Genomic DNA, 17,612 nt, shown 5'->3' on the forward strand with positions numbered 1-17,612 from the left:
GGCGGGGCATCGGTCTTCGAGCGGACGGAGTGGGCGGGATGAGCGAGGAGTGCTGCGGTCCGGACGAGCCCCTTAAGGTCGGCACGGTACGGCGAATCGAGTTGTCTGCACCTCGGGTAGCCTCGGATTCTTACTGCTCGCCGGGCGAGCCCGCCGCACTGGCCGTTGACGCAACGCCCTTGCACGTCGAGGACGGGGACGCGTGCTGTGGTCCGAGTGTCTCGTCGACGGTGACCGGTACCGCGGGACAGGAGCCGGAGGTGCGGCCGCCGTGGTGGCGGGATCCTGCACTGCTCCCCTCAGTCCTTTCCGGTGTTTTCCTTCTTGCCGGGTACGTTTTCGAGTGGTCCGGGCTCTCCGTTCCCGCGCTGGTGCTGCAGTGGGTGGCGCTCCTGGCGGGTGCCTACACGTTCGTTCCTGGCGCAGTCCGCCGGCTGCTGCGCGGTCGCCTCGGTGTCGGGCTGTTAATGATGATCGCCGCGATAGGAGCGGTGCTACTCGGTCACGTCGGTGAGGCCGCGACGCTCGCGTTCCTGTTCTCCCTCGCCGAGGCCCTCGAGGACCGCGCTATGGATCGTGCGAGAGAAGGTCTGCGCGCGCTTCTGTCGCTGATCCCCGACACGGTACGAGTGTCACGGTTGAACGGCGATGTCACGATACCTGCTGCGGATGTTCGGGAGCTCGACATCCTCGTGGTCGGCGCGGGCGAACGCGTCGCCACCGACGGTGTGGTCGTGGAGGGACGGTCGAGTCTGGACACGTCCGCGGTAACGGGCGAATCCATCCCCGTCGACGTCGCCCCGGGAGAACTAGTGGCAGCCGGTTCCGTGAACGGGGCAGCGACCTTGCGGATCGAGGCGAGCGCCGACGGCCGTGACAATTCCTTGACGCAGATCGTCGCGCTCGTGGAGCAGGCACACGCACGAAAAGGCAACCGGGCGCGGCTTGCTGACCGGATCGCGAGGCCTCTCGTTCCTGCGGTGCTGATTGCGGCCGCCGCAATCGTGTTGTTCGGTTTCTTGATCGGGGACCCCGGGACGTGGACGGAACGTGCTCTCGTCGTTCTGGTCGCCGCGTCCCCCTGCGCTCTGGCGATCGCTGTCCCGGTGACGGTGATCAGCGCCATCGGTGCCGCGTCCAAATTCGGTGTCATCATCAAGTCGGGCGAGGCGTTCGAGCAACTCGGCACTATCCGCGCCATCGCTTTGGACAAGACCGGCACCCTCACCCGAAACCAGCCCGTCGTCGTCGAGGTACACCCGGCGCCGGGCGTCACCCGCGAGGAATTGCTGGCCTGGGCGGCGGCAGTCGAAGCGACCAGCACGCACCCCCTCGCCATGGCCATCACGGCGGCCGCGCCCAGTGCTCCGGCCGCGGTGGATGTGCTGGAGGACGCGGGGCATGGAATTACGGGCCGAGTCGGTGGTCGCACCGTGCGTGTCGGCAACGCACGTTGGTTGGACGTCAGCGAGCAGAGCGACATCGCGGAGCACATGGCCGGGCAGGGAATGACGGTTGTGGTCGTGGAGGTTGACGGGAGGTTCGCCGGCCTGGTCGGAGTGCGCGACGAGTTGCGCCCGGAATCGGCGGAGACCGTTCGGATGCTGCACGCGCAGGGCATTGACACGGTCATGCTCACTGGCGACAACGCCCGCACCGCCCGCGCGATCGCCCGCGAGGCCGGAATCACCGACGTGCAAGCCGAACAGCTGCCGAGAGACAAGGCCGACGCGATCACCGCCCTGGTCGCCACACGGCCCACGGCAATGGTCGGCGATGGCATCAACGACGCCCCCGCTTTGGCCACGGCCACGGTCGGAATCGCGATGGGCGTGAAAGGGTCCGCGGCGGCGATCGAATCCGCCGACGTCGCCTTCACCGGCCACGACCTCCGACTCATCCCCGCCGCGCTTGCTCATGCCAGACGCGGCCGACGGATCATGACCGCCAACATCGCCCTCGCCTTGGCGATCATCGTCGTCCTGTTCCCTCTCGCCTTGTTCGGGATGCTGGGCCTGGCCGGGGTGGTCTTGGTTCACGAGATCGCCGAATTGATCGTCATCGCCAACGGTGTCCGCGCTGCCCGCCGCCCCGCCCTCGCCCGCACCCATGTCCACTCCCGTCACACCTCAGCCCGCGCTGACGGTGGCCTGAATCTGGGCACCGCAACCCGCTGATCCGTGGACGGTAGACTGCGAAGGATGATTTCGGCCGCTCGAACACAGGATGCTGTGATTCTGAGCGAGCGTCTGCTGATAACGAGGATCATTACGAGCGTGGCTCTCGCGCTGCTGCTGATCGTCGGCGCGTGGATGGCGACTCACACCGAGCCTGAGGCAGCCGCACCGACCGCGTCGTCCGTCACGGAGCATGTGGACGCGCACATCGCGCCCCTTGCTGCTGGTACTCCGGTGATCGATCAGGGAACGACGAGTCCCGCACTGCTGGGCGTCGCGGTGTGTGTGCTTGGGGTGTTGTGTGGGCTGCTGCTGGTCGTGGTGACCCGGTGGGTGCATCGCACCTGGCGGCCACAGCCAGAACGAGGACTGCTGCCGCTGCTGAGAGCGCTGTTGCCCGCGCCAGCACCGCCCCGCGCTGCGGCGTTCACCCTGACACAGTTGAGCATTTCCCGAACCTGACACCTGGCACGCCACCCGTCTGTGGTGGTGACCTTCTCCGGCGCCTGCCGGGGAGATTTCTCTTATGCCCACGTGTCGTGACCGTTCGGAGTGCCTCCATGAAAACCCCTGTGAAAGTGACGTTGATCACTGTCGCTGTTGTCGTCGCCTTGATCCTGGCGGCGGTCATCTATGTCCTTGTCAATCAACGCTCGACGCCTTCCCCGGGAGGGGAGGGGGAGCCCGCATCGGTGGTGCGACCGAACTCGCATGTCTTGGAGGACGGGGGTGAGGGTGCGGTCACGGTGGTGGAGTTCCTCGACTTCGAGTGTGAGGCGTGTGGGGCGTTCTACCCGATCGTTGAAGACATTCGGGAAAAGTTCGCGGGGCAGATCACCTATGTCGTCCGCTACTTCCCGCTACCCGGTCACACCAACTCCACCAACGCGGCCCTGGCTGCGGAGGCCGCTGCCGGGCAGGACCGGTTCGAGGACATGTATCACCGGCTGTTCGAGACGCAGGCCGAGTGGGGCGAGTCGCAGGAATCCCGTGCTGATTTGTTCCGCGGATTCGCGGAAGAGCTCGGGCTGGACATGGCTGCCTACGACGCGGCGATTGCGGACCCGGAAACGCTGGCACGGGTGGAGATGGACCTCAACGAGGGTCAGGCGCTGGGTGTTTCCAGCACCCCGACGTTCTTCCTCGACGGCGAACCGCTCGAGCTGCAGCAGTGGAACGACCTCGAGGACGCCATCACACAAGCGCTGAGCACGGCCCCGTGATGCCTGCCAGTCTTGCGCGCCGCCGGGCGATCATCGTTGGCGCCGGCCAATCAGGCCTTGCTGTCGCCGCGGCGCTGAGCGCGGAAGGGCTGCGGCCGCAACAGGATTTCGTCGTGATCGATGCGGCAGCTCCGGGTCAGCGTAGCTGGTCGTCAAGGTGGCACTCGATGGTGCTGCTCAGTGACGCCCGACACAGCGCTCTCCCGACTCGGCGGCATCCTGGGGATCAACGGCTGCACCCCCGGGTGGATGAGATGGTCGACTACCTCAAGGTGGTCGAGGCCGGGATCGGCGTCGAAACAGCCTGGAATATCCACGTCACCGGGGTCGAGCGACGTGGCGACGGAACCACCCTGCACCTGTCCACCACCGTGGGTGAGGTGCAGACCCGCAACATCGTCTGCGCCACGGGCGCTGCTGCCCACCCCCGACTTCCCGAATGGGCCACCGCATTGAGCGTCCCCGGTGTCGCGATCCATACCAGCAGCTACCAATACCCCCGCCAGATTCCCACCCGGGATGTGCTGATCGTCGGCGGCGGCAACAGCGGTTTGCAGATCGCACGGGAACTTGCCGCTTCCCACACAGTGACCGTGGCGGTGCGTACCCGCCGCGCGCACCGGCCGTTAGCGAGCTACCCGTTGGCCGCCGGCGGGCGTCGGCCGTTGTTCGGCGGGGATTTTCGTCCCGAGCCGGTGTTCGGTGACAGCTACGAACGGCTGCAACAGGTCGGGGTGCGAGTCGTCCCCGGGGTAACCGACGCGCGGGGCGGTGCGGTGACCTTCGCGGACGGGACGACGGCATCACCGGGCTCGGTGATCTTCGCGACCGGCTACCTCCCCGGAGACGACTGGCTCCCCGATGAGGCACGCATCCGTGGGCCGCGGCGCACAACGACCCCCGTACCGGGCCTGTTCGTCGCGGGATTCCCGCAATACAGCCGCAGCGGTGTCGACACCATCGCCGGGGTCTCCGCGGACGCGACAGCGATCGCACACCATATCATCAACCGGCCGTAAGAGAGGGACCAACATGGGCGCTGGACACAGCCACGACACGGGCGAGGCCACCCCCCGGAACAGATTGCTGATCGCGTTCTCGATCACCGCATCGGTGTTCGTGATCGAAGTCATCGGCGCAGTCATCACCGGCAGCCTCGCGCTGCTCGTGGACGCCGCGCACATGCTGACCGACGTGATCGGCCTCGCGATGGCGGTCACCGCCGCGCATCTGATGAACCGGCCCCCGTCTGACCGGTACACGTTCGGGCTGCGGCGTGCGGAAGTGCTCGCCGCTCTCGCCCAGGCCGCCCTCCTCCTCGGTGTGGGGATCTTCGCGCTGGTTGAGGGCATACGGCGACTATTTGAGCCGCCCGAGATCGCGTCCGGCAGCCTGTTGTTCTTCGGGATCGTCGGCCTGGTCGCGAACATCGCGTCCCTGCTGGTGCTGATGAGCGGTCGCACACGCAACCTGAACATGCGCGCCGCGTTCCTCGAGGTGTTCAATGACGCACTTGGCTCCGTCGGCGTCATCGTCAGCGCCATCCTGATCGCCACCCTCGGCTGGTACCAGGCAGACGCGGTCGCCGGCATCCTGATCGCTCTCCTGATCATCCCGCGCACCTTCATCCTGCTCCGCGCATCCGGCAGCGTCCTGCTCGAATCCACCCCTCCCGGCCTTGACCTGGCGGAGGTACGCCGACACATCCTCGAGCTCCCGCAGGTGGTCGCGGTGCACGACCTGCACGCCTCCCAAGTCTCCACGGACCTCCCCACTCTGACCGCGCACGTCGTCGTCGACGACACCCTCACCCCGGAACAGTCCGCCCGGCTCCTGCAAGAACTCCAGGAATGTGTCGCCGACCACTTCCCGGTGAGCATCGAGCACGCCACGTTCCAGATCGAACCGCAATCCCACCCCGGAGAACACACCACCCATGCGTAATCCCCGCCGCTCACTCATCACCACCCTGGCCACCCTCCTCCTCGGAGCGGGACTAACCCTGGCTGTGGCGGCCCCCGCCCAAGCACACGACGAACTGGTCTCCTCCTATCCCCAAGCGGACTCCACCATCACCTCATCGCCCGCGGAAATCACTCTCTCCTTCAGCGGTGAACTCATCGCGGGAATGCAATCCGCCGCCGTCGAGGTGATCGCCTCAGATGGGCAAAACATTGCCACCGATGCACCGGCAGAGGATGGCACCTCCATCACGCAGCACCTCACCCCGGACCCGCCGGCAGGCATGTTCACGGTCCGGTGGAAGGTCGTCTCCAGTGACGGCCACCCGATCAGCGGCGAATACACCTACACCGTCGCACCCACCGCCGCCGTCCCGAGCAGCCCCGCCGCCACACCAAGCACGGCTCCGCAAACTCCCCAACCGTCACCGACCGCGACCGAAACATCCGCTGACAACGGATACGGAGGCGAGACCTCCGGCGGCGGCGACGCCTTCCCGATCGTCGCCGTGGTCGGGGGAGTGATCATCCTCGGGGGCGCCCTTGTCATCGTGTTGATGGTCGGCAGGGAACGGCGACGCCGCGACCGAGCCGACGCCGCGCGAGCCGCCCGGGACACGACCGCCGGGAAGGACTCGACGGATGAGTCCTGACCAGGCACGCAGGTTCGCTCTCGCCTGCATCGCGGCAGCAGGAGTGGTGCTGATTGATCAGGCCAGCAAGGCGGCCGCGTTTTCCACGCTGACTGAGGATGAGCGGATCCCGCTGCTGGGCGATCTGCTCGGCCTGCAGCTGGCTTTCAACCCTGGAGCCCTCCTCTCCCTCGGGTCCGGGGCGACATGGCTGCTCACCCTGCTGGGGGTCGCCGCGACCGCCGTGCTCATCGTCGCCGCCACTCGCGCCCGCACCACCGGCTGGGCGGTCGGGATCGGGCTGATCCTGGGCGGCGCGATCGGCAACCTGATCGACCGGCTTTTCGCCCCGCCCGCGTTCGGCCGCGGCCATGTCACCGACTTCCTCGCATACGGCAACTGGTTCATCGGCAACCTCGCCGACGTCGCTCTCGGCGCCGGCGTGATAATCCTGGGCGGAAGTCTGTGGATCCGTCACCGCCGCACCCACACAACGGCAACGGACGATCCCACGGCCCCGGCAACCTCCGTGGAGGCGGGTCGATGATGGCGAAGCAACGAACCCCCCCGACCTACCAGCGCAACGCGTTCGCGCCGAGCCTGCTCGCTGCGGCCGCCCTGTTCGTTGCCCCCGCGCTCATCGGCAACGACTGGTTTTTGGCGGTGCTGTTCCTGACCGCCATCCTGGGCGTGATCGTGGCGTGGTTCGCCGTGCAGGCGCGGCAGTGGTGGTGGGTGCCCGTGTTCGCGGTGATCGTGGTGATCTGGAATCCGGTATTCCCGTTCCCATTCGCAGGGCCTGTCTGGACGGCCGCGCAACCGGTCGCAGCCGTGGTGTTCCTCGTCGCCGGTGCGCTGATCAAAGTGCGCCGCCCATGACCACCCGCAGAGTCCGGACCCGGACTGCTGTCGCCCTGCTCCTCGCGGCGACGTTGCTCACCGGATGCGCAGCAGATGACTCCCTCGCGCAGCAGTACCGCGACGGCACCGATAAGGGCTACATCTCCGGCGATTTCCAGGTCGTGGAGATCCCGCAAGCTGAGCGGGGTGATCCTGTCGTGTTCGAGGGTGTCACCGAGCCCGGTGACAGGGTGACCAGCGACGACTACCGGGGCGGGGTGCTGGTGGTGAACTTCTGGTACGCCGCGTGCGGGCCGTGCATCGTGGAAGCGCCGCTCCTGGAAGAGGTGTGGCAGGACTATCAGGACCAGGGTGTCGCGTTCCTCGGGGTGAACACCTACGACCAGCCCGCCACCGCGCTCTCCTTCGCCCGCGACAACAACATCACCTACCCGAGCGTGATCGATGTGAACGACGGGCGGGTCAAACTGGCGTTCGCGCAGCTCACCCCCATCCAAGCCACCCCCACCACCCTCGTCATCGACCGTGACGGGAGAGTCGCCGCCCGGATCATCGGACAGCTGGCCGCCGCGTCGATCCTCTCCACCCTCGTCGCCGACACCCTCGTAGAGGATGCCCCGTGAACCCGGGGGCGGCGATCGTCGACGGAGCCCTGTGGGTGGCTGTCCCGGTGGCGGTGCTTGCCGGGCTGGTGTCGTTCCTCTCCCCGTGCGTGCTGCCACTCGTGCCCGGCTACCTCGGTTACCTCGGCAGCACCACCACCGACACCCGAACAGTCGGAACCGGGTCAGGGGTCGCGGTGCGGACGGAGCGTGCACGGCTGTTGCTGGGGGTGGCCCTGTTCATCGCCGGCTTCACGGTGGTATTCGTGGCGGTCACCATCCTTGGGGGCGCTTTCGGGTTTCTGCTGTTGCAGTACGCGAACATCCTCACCCGGGTGTTTGGGGTTGTCATCATCGTTCTCGGTCTGGTTTTCCTCGGCCTGTTCGGGCTCGCCCAACGCACCCTCCGCCCCCGTATCCGAGGTCGCGCGGGGTTGATCGGCGCGCCGTTGCTCGGCTTCGCGCTCGGTGTCGGCTGGACGCCGTGCATCGGCCCGACCCTCGCGGCGATCATCTCCATGTCGTGGAACCTGGGCGACCCGGCTCGCGCCGGCCTCCTCGGCCTGGCCTACTCTCTCGGCCTGGGGATCCCGTTCCTGATCCTCGCTGCCGGCTGGGGATGGGCATCCCGGTCCGTGACATTCCTGCGCCGCCACATCCGCGCTCTGAACATCATCGGCGGAGTGATGCTCATCCTCCTCGGGCTGCTGATGGTCACCGGACTGTGGACGGCGCTGATGTCGTCACTGCAACAGGTGGTGATCAATGTCCCCCTCCCGCTCTGAGACCGACGAGGCGAACGAGGCCGTCGACCCGCTCCGACCCCGCGACCACGCCGACAGCGACGACGGTGACAATGCCGCGGACGTGACCTCCCCGGCGCTCGGCATCGTGGGCTGGGGGAGGTGGGCATGGCGGCAGCTGACCAGTATGCGTACCGCCCTGGTGCTGCTGCTGTTCCTTGCGATCGCCGCCGTACCGGGGTCGCTGTTCCCACAGCGCACCGCCGACCCCAACGGCGTCATCCAATGGGAACGCGATAACCCGGACGTGTTCCCCGTCGCGGACGCGATCGGGTTGTTCGACGTGTACCAATCGCCTTGGTTCTCCGCGATCTACCTGCTGCTGTTCACCTCCCTCATCGGCTGCGTCATTCCCCGCGCAAAGCACCACTACAAAGCCCTCCGGTCACAGCCGCCCCGCACCCCCGCCCGCCTCTCTCGCCTCCCCGACTACCGGGAGGTCACCGTATCCGCAGGGGCGGCGGCCCAGAACGCGGCGGAAGAGGCCGTTGAGCTCGCGGAGCGGCAACTGCGCCGCGCTGGCTACCGGGTGCACAGGTACGACGGCCGCGGATGGGCATCCGTCTCGGCGGAGCGCGGCTACCTGCGAGAAACCGGGAACCTTGTCTTCCACATCGCTCTGATCGGGGTGCTGGTCTCCGTCGGCATCGGCGGCGGGTTCGCTTACACCGGGCAGCGGGTCGTGGTGGAGGGCACCACGTTCGTCAACGCCCTCAGCGACTACTCCTCCTTCAACCCGGGCCGATTCGTCGACGGAACCGGCCTCGCCCCGTACTCGATGACCCTCGACGAGTTCGAGGTCACCTATCAGCTGCCCGGTACCCCCGGCGCGGGGCAAGCAGGGGACTTCTCCGCCAATGTGACTATCCGCCAACCCGGGCAGGACGACCGCAGCGAGAGCGTCATCGTCAACTATCCGATCACCGTCGAAGGTGACCGGATCTACCTGCTCGGAAACGGGTACGCGCCCACCCTCACTATCCGGAACCCGGAGGGGGAAGTTGTGTACAGCGAATCGCAGCCGTTCCTGCCGCAGGACTCATTCATGACCTCCTTGGGGGTCATCAAGATCCCGGACGGGATGCCGGAGCAGCTCGGTCTGGTTGGATTTTTCTACCCCACTCAGGGTGTGCTGCCGTCCGGCGCGTACACGTCGGTGTACCCGGATGCGATTAACCCGGTGCTCACTCTCAACGTGTTCAGCGGTGACCTCGGGATCGATGACGGCACCCCCCGGTCCGTCTACACCCTCGATGTCGACGGGCTCACCCAGCACACCGGCGCCGACACCGGCGCGGAGTCGCTCGAGCTCACCCCCGGCGCGAGCGCTGACCTTCCCAACGGGTGGGGGACGATCACCTGGGAGGACGACACAGCGGTGGTCGGTGAACCGGTGAAACGGTTCGCGTCGCTGCAGATCCAAAACGACCCCTCCGGTACCTGGGTGCTCGCCTTCGCCACCCTGGCCACATTGGGACTGATTGCCGGGATGTTCGTCCCCCGCCGCCGCGTGTGGATCAAAGCCCACACCACCCCGGGGGGCGTCCGGGTCGAGTACGCCGGCCTCGCGCGCGGCGAGGACCCAACCCTGAACAAAGCCGTCCGCGACATCGCGGACACTCATTCCGCCGCGCTGACCGGCACGACAAGCCACATCCCTCCCGAAGGAGAAAACCGATGAAATGTCCCATTGACGATGCCCTGCTCGTGGTGACCGAGCGTTCCGGTGTCGAGATTGACTACTGCCCGCAATGCCGCGGCGTCTGGCTGGACCGCGGCGAACTGGACAAGATCATCGACCGCACCTCCGACTCCCGCTCGCCCGGATACCCCGCACCACCATCACGCGACTCCCACCACGGCCGTGGTGACTCCTCCCGAGGCAGAGACGATTCCAGGGACGTCCGAGGAGGGAAGCGCCGCCGGGAGGGTTTCCTCGGCGACCTCTTCGACTTCTGATCACTCAACCGAGATGAGACCGTGAACGACTGGATCCCCGGGGCACCGCCGACACTGCTCGGCTTCCTCAGCCCTGGGCCGTTACCGCTGCCGCTGCTGCCAGTAGTGGCCGGCGTGCTCGCCGTCGCCTACCTGGCCGGCGCGGTGCGGCTGTGGTCGCTGGGGCGTCGGTGGCCGGTGTGGCGCACGGTCAGCTTCCTGCTTGGCTGCGTCGCCCTCGCCGCGGTCACAGGGCTCGGAGTCGAGGGGTACGGGTACGCGCTGTTCTCGGTGTTCATGTTCCAGCAGCTCACCCTAATGATGACAATCCCGCCGCTGCTGGTTCTCGGCTCTCCCGGCACCCTGCTGCTGCGCGCCACCCCCCACCACGGCACCGGCCTCATGATCCTCCGCGCGGCACATGCGGGGCTGCGCAGCCGGACCGCCCGGTGGCTGCTCAGCCCGTGGCTGGCGGTCCCTTTGTACCTGGCCGCGTTCTACGGCCTCTACCTGGCGGATTTCGCCGACCCGATCCTGTCCACCGTCACGGGCCACACTCTCCTCGAGGTCGGGTTCCTGGTTGCCGGGATGCTGTTCACGATCCCGATTCTGTCCTCAGACCCGCTCCCGGTGCGGATGAGCCACGGTGGACGCGCTCTGGATGCGTTCGCCGAAGCCGCCCTGCACGCGTTCTTCGGCGTGTTCCTGATGATGGCCACCAGCATCCTCGTGCAAGGGTTCGCCGGTCCGACGAGCGCGCTGGGAATGGACCCGATCGAGGACCAACGCCTCGCCGGTGGCCTGGCCTGGTCCTACGGCGAAGCTCCCACCCTGCTGATGCTCATCTACGTGATGCACCGCTGGTTCCGCGAGGACACCGCCCAGGCCGTTGCCGCCGACCGCCGCGCCGACGCTCACGGTGACCCCGAACTCGACGCGTACAACGACTACCTGACCCGACTGCACCAGAAAGACACCTGACCGATGCCCACGACCCTGCCCCCTCCTGCCCCGGCTGCTGCGCCGGAGCGCGGGACGCCACAGCGTGCGCCGTCATGGTCGATGCCGCTCTGGGCAGCGGTAGCGGCGGCCGCCGCTGCCGGGTTCTTCCTGGATGTGGCGTCCGCGCCGGTTGGGTGGTGGCCACTGACTTTCGTGAGCGTCACGGTCGCCCTGCTGAGCCTGATCCGGCGGAGTCTCGGCGGGGCGCTGCTGGTCGGCACCGTGTTCGGGGCAGTGTTCTACACCACCCACTTGGTATGGGTGGGGGAGTTCCTCGGCCCGGTGCCGTGGCTTGCCCTCGCCGGGCTGGAAACGATCTTGTTCGGCGTAGGCGCGGTGCCGATCGCCCTCGCCTACCGGTGGACTGCCCACTACCGGCCACGCGGCGCCGTGCAGCTGTTCGCGGTGCCGCTGCTGGTCGGGGGGCTGTGGGCGGCCCGCGAGGTGGTGATGGGAACATGGCCATACTCCGGTTTCCCGTGGGCACGGATCGGGATGACCCAGGTCGGCGGGCCGTTCGTCGAGGCCGCATCGTGGACAGGCGTGACCGGCTTGTCGTTCCTGATCGTGACGGTATGCGCCGCCGTGGTGCAGTGGCTGCGTGCGGGTGGGATCCGATTCCTCCGCGGCCTGCTCCCCGTCGTCGCCGTCGTGGTTCTCCTGGTCATCACCCCGCAGTTCCCCACCATTGCGGCCGGGACATTCCGGGTCGGGTGGGTGCAGGGCAACGGCCCGACCGGGTACTTCGACGAAAAGGCGCCCGGCGACGTCCTCGCCGCGCAGACCACCGCGACGCGCCCCCTGTACGGGCAGCCGATGGATCTGCTGGCCTGGCCGGAAGGCGGCGTCGACGCCGACCCGCTCAGCGACCCCGCCGCCGCTGCGGCGCTGGACCGTGTCGTGAAGGCAGCGGGAGCACCGTTGTTGATGAACGCCGCCACTACCCGCGGCGACAGGATCTTCAACACGTCTCTGCTGTGGACCGCAGATCCCGCGGACCGGCAGTGGCATGACAAGGTCAACCCGGTCCCGTTCGGGGAATACGTGCCCGACCGGTGGTTCTACGAACTGATCGTCCCTGACCTGGTCGGTCTCATCCAACGCGAATACACCCCCGGCACCAACCCCCCGCTCGTGCAGGTTGGAGACGTCGGTGTCGGGCTGGCGATCTGCTTCGACGTGATCTACGACACCGTCATCTGGGACGGCGCCCAGCAGGGTGCGGAGCTGTTCGTGTTTCAGACCAACAACGCCGACTTCCGTGGCACCGACGAGAACCTCCAGCAACTCGCGTTCGCCCGCATGCGCGCCATCGAAACGAGTCGCGCGGTCGTTAACGTCTCGACGGTGGGCACCAGTCAGGTGATCGCCCCAGACGGCACCACCCTCGACAGTGTCGGCGTCGACACCGCTGGCGCCGCGGTCAGCACCGTCCCGCTGCGCACGGGGCTCACCCCGTCAATCGTGCTCGGCCCCTGGCTCACCGGTTTCATCGTCCTCGCCTCCGGTGTTGCTCTCGCGGCGGCCGGCATCTCCCACCGTGCCCGCACGCGCGCGGGCGCCACGAATCATCCGACCGGCCGAAGGAGTCTTCAATGAACGCGGCACGGACGGAACATACCGGATACCAACACGACCACGCGCGCCGAACGCTACAGGTGATCCCGACCAAGGCCGCGCGGGAAGATCCGCGGAGGGCAGAGGAATGCGGGTGCGCACCTACTCCCGCCGAGAGCCGAGCGCTGCGGGCAGGTGTCAGCCGACGCACCCTGCTGGGCGCGGGGACCGCTGGCCTGGTCGCTGCGATCGTGGCTGGCCCGCTGCTGCCCTCAGCGTTCGCGGCCACCTATCCGTCCTGGGACGACGTGCAGGCAGCCAAAGCGAACGAAGCGACAAAGGCTGCCGAGGTGCAGCGGATCCAGGGTTTCATCCAAAGCCTCACCGGCGAGGTGGCGCGCACCCGCACCGCCGCTGAGCAGGCCGCGGGTGCGTTCTACACCGCCCAGCAGGCGCACTTCGAGGCGGCCGTCCGAGCGGACACGCTGCAATCCCAGGCCGACGCGGAAGCAGCCAACGCCACCGACGCGGCGAACAAAGCCGGCCGTGTTGCCGCACAGCTGTATCGAGACGGCGGCGACCAGACCTCTCTCGAGCTGTTCTTCTCGGGCTCCGCCGCCACCGCGGACGACCTGCTCACCCGCCTGGGCGTGATGGACAAACTGCTGGAACGCAACCAGACGGTGTATGCCACCGCGATCACCGCGCGCGACGCTGCGCAAAGTCTGACCGATCAGGCGATCGTGGCCAGAGATGAGCGCGACCGGCTGCAGACGGTAGCGGAGCAGAAGATGTCCGAATCGCAGCAGGCCGCCGATGCCGCGCAGGCAGCCCTCGACGCCCAGACACTCAACCTTGGTCAGCTGCAAGCCCAACTCGCCGCTCTCCAAGACACCACGACGAAGACCATCGCCGATTATCAGGCCGGGGTCGAAGCTGCCCGCATCGCCGAGGAGCAACGCCGAGCAGCAGAACGAGCAGAGGCTGAACGTCTCGCCGCCGCAGGCAACGGAGGGGGAGTGGTCAGTTCCGGGTGGGCACGGCCCACATCCGGGCGCCGCACATCGGACTTCGGGCCACGCAGCTCGCAATGCGGCAACGGATACTGCTCGACCAGTTACCACTACGGCGCCGACCTGAGCGGTGGCTGCAGCGCCGGGATCTACTCCGCCGCGGCCGGCACCGTCGTCTACGCCGGATACAACGGCGGCTACGGCAACTACATCAAAATCGACCACGGCGGCGGGATCGGCACCGGATACGCCCACATCCGCAACGGCGGGTTCAACGTGGGATACGGCCAGCGCGTGAACGCCGGCGACCTCATCGGCAGCGAAGGCAACACCGGAAACGCGTTCGGCTGCAACCTGCACTTCGAGGCCTACGTCAACGGGTCACCCGTCAACCCCATCAACTTCCTCGTCGCCCGCGGCGTCTCCATCTGACCCGAAACGAAGGAGGACATCATGAATGACCAGCCCACCTCACCCGCCGGCGATCACCCCCAGACGCCCCCCACCAGGCGCAGCCTGCGCCACACCGCACCCCTGCCACACGCCGGTATCCTGACGCCACCACCCCTACGCCGCACGACCGCAGGTAAGTCCGCTCCCCGCGGGTCCAATGCGCTCCGCCCGATGCGGTCCCTTGCTGTCCTGACGATGGTCACCGGCCTGGTCGCCACCGTCGCGCTACCCGCATACGCTGCCTGGCAGCCGGCAGACGCAGAGATCTCCACGCTGCAGCAGGTTGCCTCGGACGACGCACAATCCCTCGTCGTGGCCTCCGACTCAGCGGCAGAACAGCTCTCCCGAGAAAGCTACGCCGCAACCACCCAGGCGGAGATCGACCAGAAGAAGGCGGCAGAAGCAGCCGCGGCCCGCGCCCGCGACGCGGCCCGCGTCGCCTCGGTGCCGTTCGACTACAGCATGGTGACCCCCGGCAGCGGGACCGTGCGCTGGCCGGTCGGCGGTCCCTTCACCGTGACCGACAGGTTCGGCGCCCGAGGCGGCGCGCACATGGGCACCGACATGGTCGCCGCCGGTGGTACTCCCGTTTACGCATCCCTCGACGGCGTCGTGCGGATCTCGCAAGACAGCTACAACGCCTACGGCGTCACCGTCGTGCTGGAATCCGTCCTGAACGGGCAGCAGATCAGCACGGTGTACCCGCACATGCAGACCGGAAGCCGACAGGTCACCGCCGGCCAGTCGGTCTCCGCCGGCCAGCTGGTCGGTCTCGTCGGCAGCACCGGCCGCTCCACCGCGAACCACCTGCACTTCGAGGTCTACCTCGACGGAACCGCCGTCGATTCGCTGGCCTGGCTGGAAGCGAACGCAGGCTGACCCGTGCCCCCATACCCGTCGCGTCGCCACGCTTCGCCCACACCTTGACCGCAACGATGAACAGGATGACCCTGCCATGACCGGAACCGACGCGCTCTCCCTCGACGGCATCTCACTGCTGTTGGTGTGGACGGCGATCGCCACCTACCTGCTCGCCTTCATCGCGTACACCGTCGACCTCGCCCAGCGTTCCGTCCCCGCCAACATCCCGCAGCGGGAGCCGCTCCTGGTCAGCGGGTCCACAGTCGACAGTTCGCAGAAGGAGACCGCTCAAGCTGGCCCGGTCGACGCGGTTCACCCACCGCCCGCGCAGCAGCAACGACTGCTGTGGGCGCGGATCGGGACATCGCTGACGGTGCTTGCGTTCCTGTTTCACGTCGCTGGCACCATCCTGCGCGGAATCGCCGCCGAACGGGTGCCGTGGGCGAACATGTACGAGTTCGCGCTGACCGGCACCGCCCTGATCGTCGCGGTGTACCTGCTGGTGCTCCGCCGCTCCGACCTCCGGTTCCTGGGCGCCTTCCTCATCGGCATGGTGGTGCTGCTCCTTGGCGGGGCGACGATCACGTTCTACGTCGACGTCGTCCCCCTGATGGACCCACTCAAGAGCGTGTGGCTGGTCATCCACGTCTTCGTCGCCTCGCTCGCCACCGCCCTGTTCGCAATCGCATGCGGCCTCTCCATCACCCAGCTCATGCAAGCGCGCCGTGAACGCCGCGCCCAAGCATCGGAAACCGCCCGCCCCTCCGGCCCCGGGTTTCTGCGCACTCTGCCCCCCGCCGACGCGCTCGAATCACTCGCCTACCGGTTCGCGATCGTGGGATTCATGTTCTGGACATTCACTCTCATCGCCGGCTCGATCTGGGCGAACGACTCCTGGGGTCGTTACTGGGGCTTTGACACCAAGGAAGTGTGGACATTCGTGATCTGGGTGCTCTACGCCGGCTACATCCACGCCCGCGCGACCAGGGGCTGGCGTGGCAACCGCTCCGCGTGGCTGTCCATCATCGGGTTCGTCGCAGTGCTGTTCAACTTCACGATCGTCAACATGTTCTTCAAAGGACTCCACGCCTACTCCGGGCTCAGCTGAGTCTTCTTCCGTGAGTCCGCTCGACCCCAAACCGAAAGCACGCACATGACTTCGAATCGCTCGAATCCGGCCAACAAACCTCAGCACGGTCAGATGACCGTCAAGCAACAGCGCGAGCACAAGCGCCAGGAGAAATTGGTCGAGTATCAGAAGCAGCTCGCCAAACGCCGTCGGAGCAAACTCGTCTGGTGGGTCGTTGGTTCGACGGCGGCTGTGGTGATCGTTGGCCTCGTTGTCGCGTCAGTAGTGCTCGCGCCGTCCCCGCCAAGACAGTACGAGGCCGGTAGTGAGGGGGCCACCATCGAAGGTGTCGAGACCTTCGAGAATACGGCTGAGCACGTCGAGGGTGTTGTGGGATACGAGCAAAGCCCCCCGGCGGGCGGGCCGCACAATGCTGTCTGGCTGAACTGCGGCTTCTATGACCAACCGGTGCCGAATGAGAACGCGGTCCACTCCATGGAGCACAGTGCCGTGTGGGTGACATACAACCCCGACGAAGTCGCGGGCGATGAACTCGCAGCGCTCAAGAGCCAATTGCCCTCGACCTATGTCGTGCTTTCCCCCTATGAGGGTCTGGATGCGCCGATAGTGATGTCCAACTGGAACCAGCAGCTCAAGATCGACTCGGCCGACGACGAGCGAATAGGTGAGTTCTTCGAAGAGTACTGGCGCAGCCAGAACGCCCCCGAACCGAACGCCGCTTGCACTGGCGCGTACGACGCCCCCGGCAAGCAATGAACCGCAGTAAGAACATGCACGCGGCCCGACCTCGAGGATGGCGTCGGTGGTGGAAAGTCATCCTTGTACTGCTCGCGATCGGCGCGCTGGCGTTCGCCGCAGGACGCTTCTCGACCTTCGGGTCGCAGGACGCCGGTACTCCTGGTGCGGACTCTCCCGAAGCCGGCTTCTCACGTGATATGCAGGTGCATCACGCACAGGCCATCCAGATGGCCATGGAGATCTACCAAAAGACTGCCGACGACGAACTGAGGATCCTCGCCTACGACATCGCCACCGGGCAGGCGGGCCAGCGCGGCGAGATGTTCGACTGGCTCGTGCAGTGGGGCCTGTCGCAGTCCGGTGGTCCGATGATGAAGTGGATGGATGCCTCTCCGGTCGGGAGCGGCCACACCATGATGTCAGACGGTGCGGCCATGACGGAGGAAGAGGCACGCATTGAAATGGGAATGGCTTCAGCTGACGAGATCACCGCTCTCCAGGGCGCGACAGGGCAGCAGGCAGATTGTCTCTTCCTCGAGCTGCTCATTCGCCACCACGAAGGCGCCATCCCTATGGCCGAGGCGCTCATCGAACTCGGCTCAGATCCGCGTGCCCTGACCGTTGCGGAGAACATCAAGAACGGACAGACCGCCGAGATCAGCGCGATGCAGTCCATGCAGGCGCGAATCGGCTGCGGATAA

General features: G+C 67.0%; 19 protein-coding genes. All 19 read left to right on the forward strand.

What is annotated here, in order from left to right; genetic code table 11:
* Positions 1 to 38: 38 nt before the first annotated feature.
* Positions 39 to 2,177: a heavy metal translocating P-type ATPase gene (locus J0P97_RS07190; RefSeq protein ID WP_215487091.1), complete on the forward strand. Its 2,139-nt coding sequence runs from the start codon at positions 39 to 41 to the stop codon at positions 2,175 to 2,177.
* Positions 2,178 to 2,201: 24 nt separating this feature from the next.
* Positions 2,202 to 2,639: a hypothetical protein gene (locus tag J0P97_RS07195; protein WP_215487092.1), complete on the forward strand. Its 438-nt coding sequence runs from the start codon at positions 2,202 to 2,204 to the stop codon at positions 2,637 to 2,639.
* A gap of 98 nt (positions 2,640 to 2,737) precedes the next feature.
* On the forward strand, positions 2,738 to 3,400 hold the full coding sequence (locus J0P97_RS07200; protein ID WP_215487093.1) for a DsbA family protein: 663 nt from the start codon (positions 2,738 to 2,740) through the stop codon (positions 3,398 to 3,400).
* A complete protein-coding gene (locus tag J0P97_RS07205; protein ID WP_215487160.1) occupies positions 3,400 to 4,419 on the forward strand; it encodes a flavin-containing monooxygenase in 1,020 nt (339 codons plus the stop codon). The genes J0P97_RS07200 and J0P97_RS07205 overlap by 1 nt, the downstream gene beginning before the upstream one ends.
* A gap of 13 nt (positions 4,420 to 4,432) precedes the next feature.
* On the forward strand, positions 4,433 to 5,344 hold the full coding sequence (locus J0P97_RS07210; RefSeq protein WP_215487094.1) for a cation diffusion facilitator family transporter: 912 nt from the start codon (positions 4,433 to 4,435) through the stop codon (positions 5,342 to 5,344).
* Positions 5,337 to 6,014 (forward strand): copper resistance CopC family protein, encoded by a 678-nt coding sequence (locus J0P97_RS07215; RefSeq protein ID WP_215487095.1) that lies wholly within the window; start codon positions 5,337 to 5,339, stop codon positions 6,012 to 6,014. The genes J0P97_RS07210 and J0P97_RS07215 overlap by 8 nt, the downstream gene beginning before the upstream one ends.
* Positions 6,004 to 6,540 carry a signal peptidase II gene (locus J0P97_RS07220; protein ID WP_215487096.1) on the forward strand — a complete coding sequence of 179 codons (537 nt, stop codon included), beginning with the start codon at positions 6,004 to 6,006 and terminating at the stop codon, positions 6,538 to 6,540. The genes J0P97_RS07215 and J0P97_RS07220 overlap by 11 nt, the downstream gene beginning before the upstream one ends.
* On the forward strand, positions 6,537 to 6,872 hold the full coding sequence (locus J0P97_RS07225; protein ID WP_215487097.1) for a DUF6804 family protein: 336 nt from the start codon (positions 6,537 to 6,539) through the stop codon (positions 6,870 to 6,872). Before J0P97_RS07220 ends, J0P97_RS07225 begins: the two co-directional genes overlap by 4 nt.
* The gene (locus J0P97_RS07230) at positions 6,869 to 7,477 is read left to right on the forward strand and encodes a TlpA family protein disulfide reductase (protein WP_215487098.1); all 609 of its coding nucleotides are present in this window, start codon (positions 6,869 to 6,871) and stop codon (positions 7,475 to 7,477) included. Before J0P97_RS07225 ends, J0P97_RS07230 begins: the two co-directional genes overlap by 4 nt.
* Positions 7,474 to 8,241 (forward strand): cytochrome c biogenesis CcdA family protein, encoded by a 768-nt coding sequence (locus J0P97_RS07235; RefSeq protein WP_282836803.1) that lies wholly within the window; start codon positions 7,474 to 7,476, stop codon positions 8,239 to 8,241. The genes J0P97_RS07230 and J0P97_RS07235 overlap by 4 nt, the downstream gene beginning before the upstream one ends.
* A complete protein-coding gene (gene resB / locus J0P97_RS07240) occupies positions 8,222 to 9,940 on the forward strand; it encodes a cytochrome c biogenesis protein ResB (protein ID WP_215487099.1) in 1,719 nt (572 codons plus the stop codon). Before J0P97_RS07235 ends, resB begins: the two co-directional genes overlap by 20 nt.
* Entirely contained in the window at positions 9,937 to 10,218 is a 282-nt protein-coding gene (locus tag J0P97_RS07245; RefSeq protein WP_215487100.1) for a TFIIB-type zinc ribbon-containing protein, read from the forward strand. The genes resB and J0P97_RS07245 overlap by 4 nt, the downstream gene beginning before the upstream one ends.
* A gap of 21 nt (positions 10,219 to 10,239) precedes the next feature.
* The gene (locus J0P97_RS07250; protein WP_282836801.1) at positions 10,240 to 11,178 is read left to right on the forward strand and encodes a cytochrome c oxidase assembly protein; all 939 of its coding nucleotides are present in this window, start codon (positions 10,240 to 10,242) and stop codon (positions 11,176 to 11,178) included.
* An 81-nt stretch (positions 11,179 to 11,259) separates the two neighbouring features.
* Positions 11,260 to 12,798 carry an apolipoprotein N-acyltransferase gene (gene lnt / locus J0P97_RS07255; protein WP_246540012.1) on the forward strand — a complete coding sequence of 513 codons (1,539 nt, stop codon included), beginning with the start codon at positions 11,260 to 11,262 and terminating at the stop codon, positions 12,796 to 12,798.
* The gene (locus tag J0P97_RS07260; RefSeq protein WP_215487102.1) at positions 12,795 to 14,201 is read left to right on the forward strand and encodes a M23 family metallopeptidase; all 1,407 of its coding nucleotides are present in this window, start codon (positions 12,795 to 12,797) and stop codon (positions 14,199 to 14,201) included. The genes lnt and J0P97_RS07260 overlap by 4 nt, the downstream gene beginning before the upstream one ends.
* 192 nt (positions 14,202 to 14,393) lie before the next feature.
* Positions 14,394 to 15,101 (forward strand): M23 family metallopeptidase, encoded by a 708-nt coding sequence (locus J0P97_RS07265; protein ID WP_215487103.1) that lies wholly within the window; start codon positions 14,394 to 14,396, stop codon positions 15,099 to 15,101.
* 76 nt (positions 15,102 to 15,177) lie between these two features.
* Positions 15,178 to 16,191 carry a c-type cytochrome biogenesis protein CcsB gene (gene ccsB, locus J0P97_RS07270; protein ID WP_215487104.1) on the forward strand — a complete coding sequence of 338 codons (1,014 nt, stop codon included), beginning with the start codon at positions 15,178 to 15,180 and terminating at the stop codon, positions 16,189 to 16,191.
* A gap of 93 nt (positions 16,192 to 16,284) precedes the next feature.
* Positions 16,285 to 16,929: a thioredoxin-like domain-containing protein gene (locus tag J0P97_RS07275; RefSeq protein WP_246539919.1), complete on the forward strand. Its 645-nt coding sequence runs from the start codon at positions 16,285 to 16,287 to the stop codon at positions 16,927 to 16,929.
* On the forward strand, positions 16,926 to 17,612 hold the full coding sequence (locus tag J0P97_RS07280) for a DUF305 domain-containing protein (RefSeq protein ID WP_246539920.1): 687 nt from the start codon (positions 16,926 to 16,928) through the stop codon (positions 17,610 to 17,612). Before J0P97_RS07275 ends, J0P97_RS07280 begins: the two co-directional genes overlap by 4 nt.

Source organism: Microbacterium flavum (assembly GCF_018717645.1).
In the GTDB taxonomy this organism is placed as follows: Bacteria; Actinomycetota; Actinomycetes; order Actinomycetales; family Microbacteriaceae; genus Microbacterium; species Microbacterium flavum.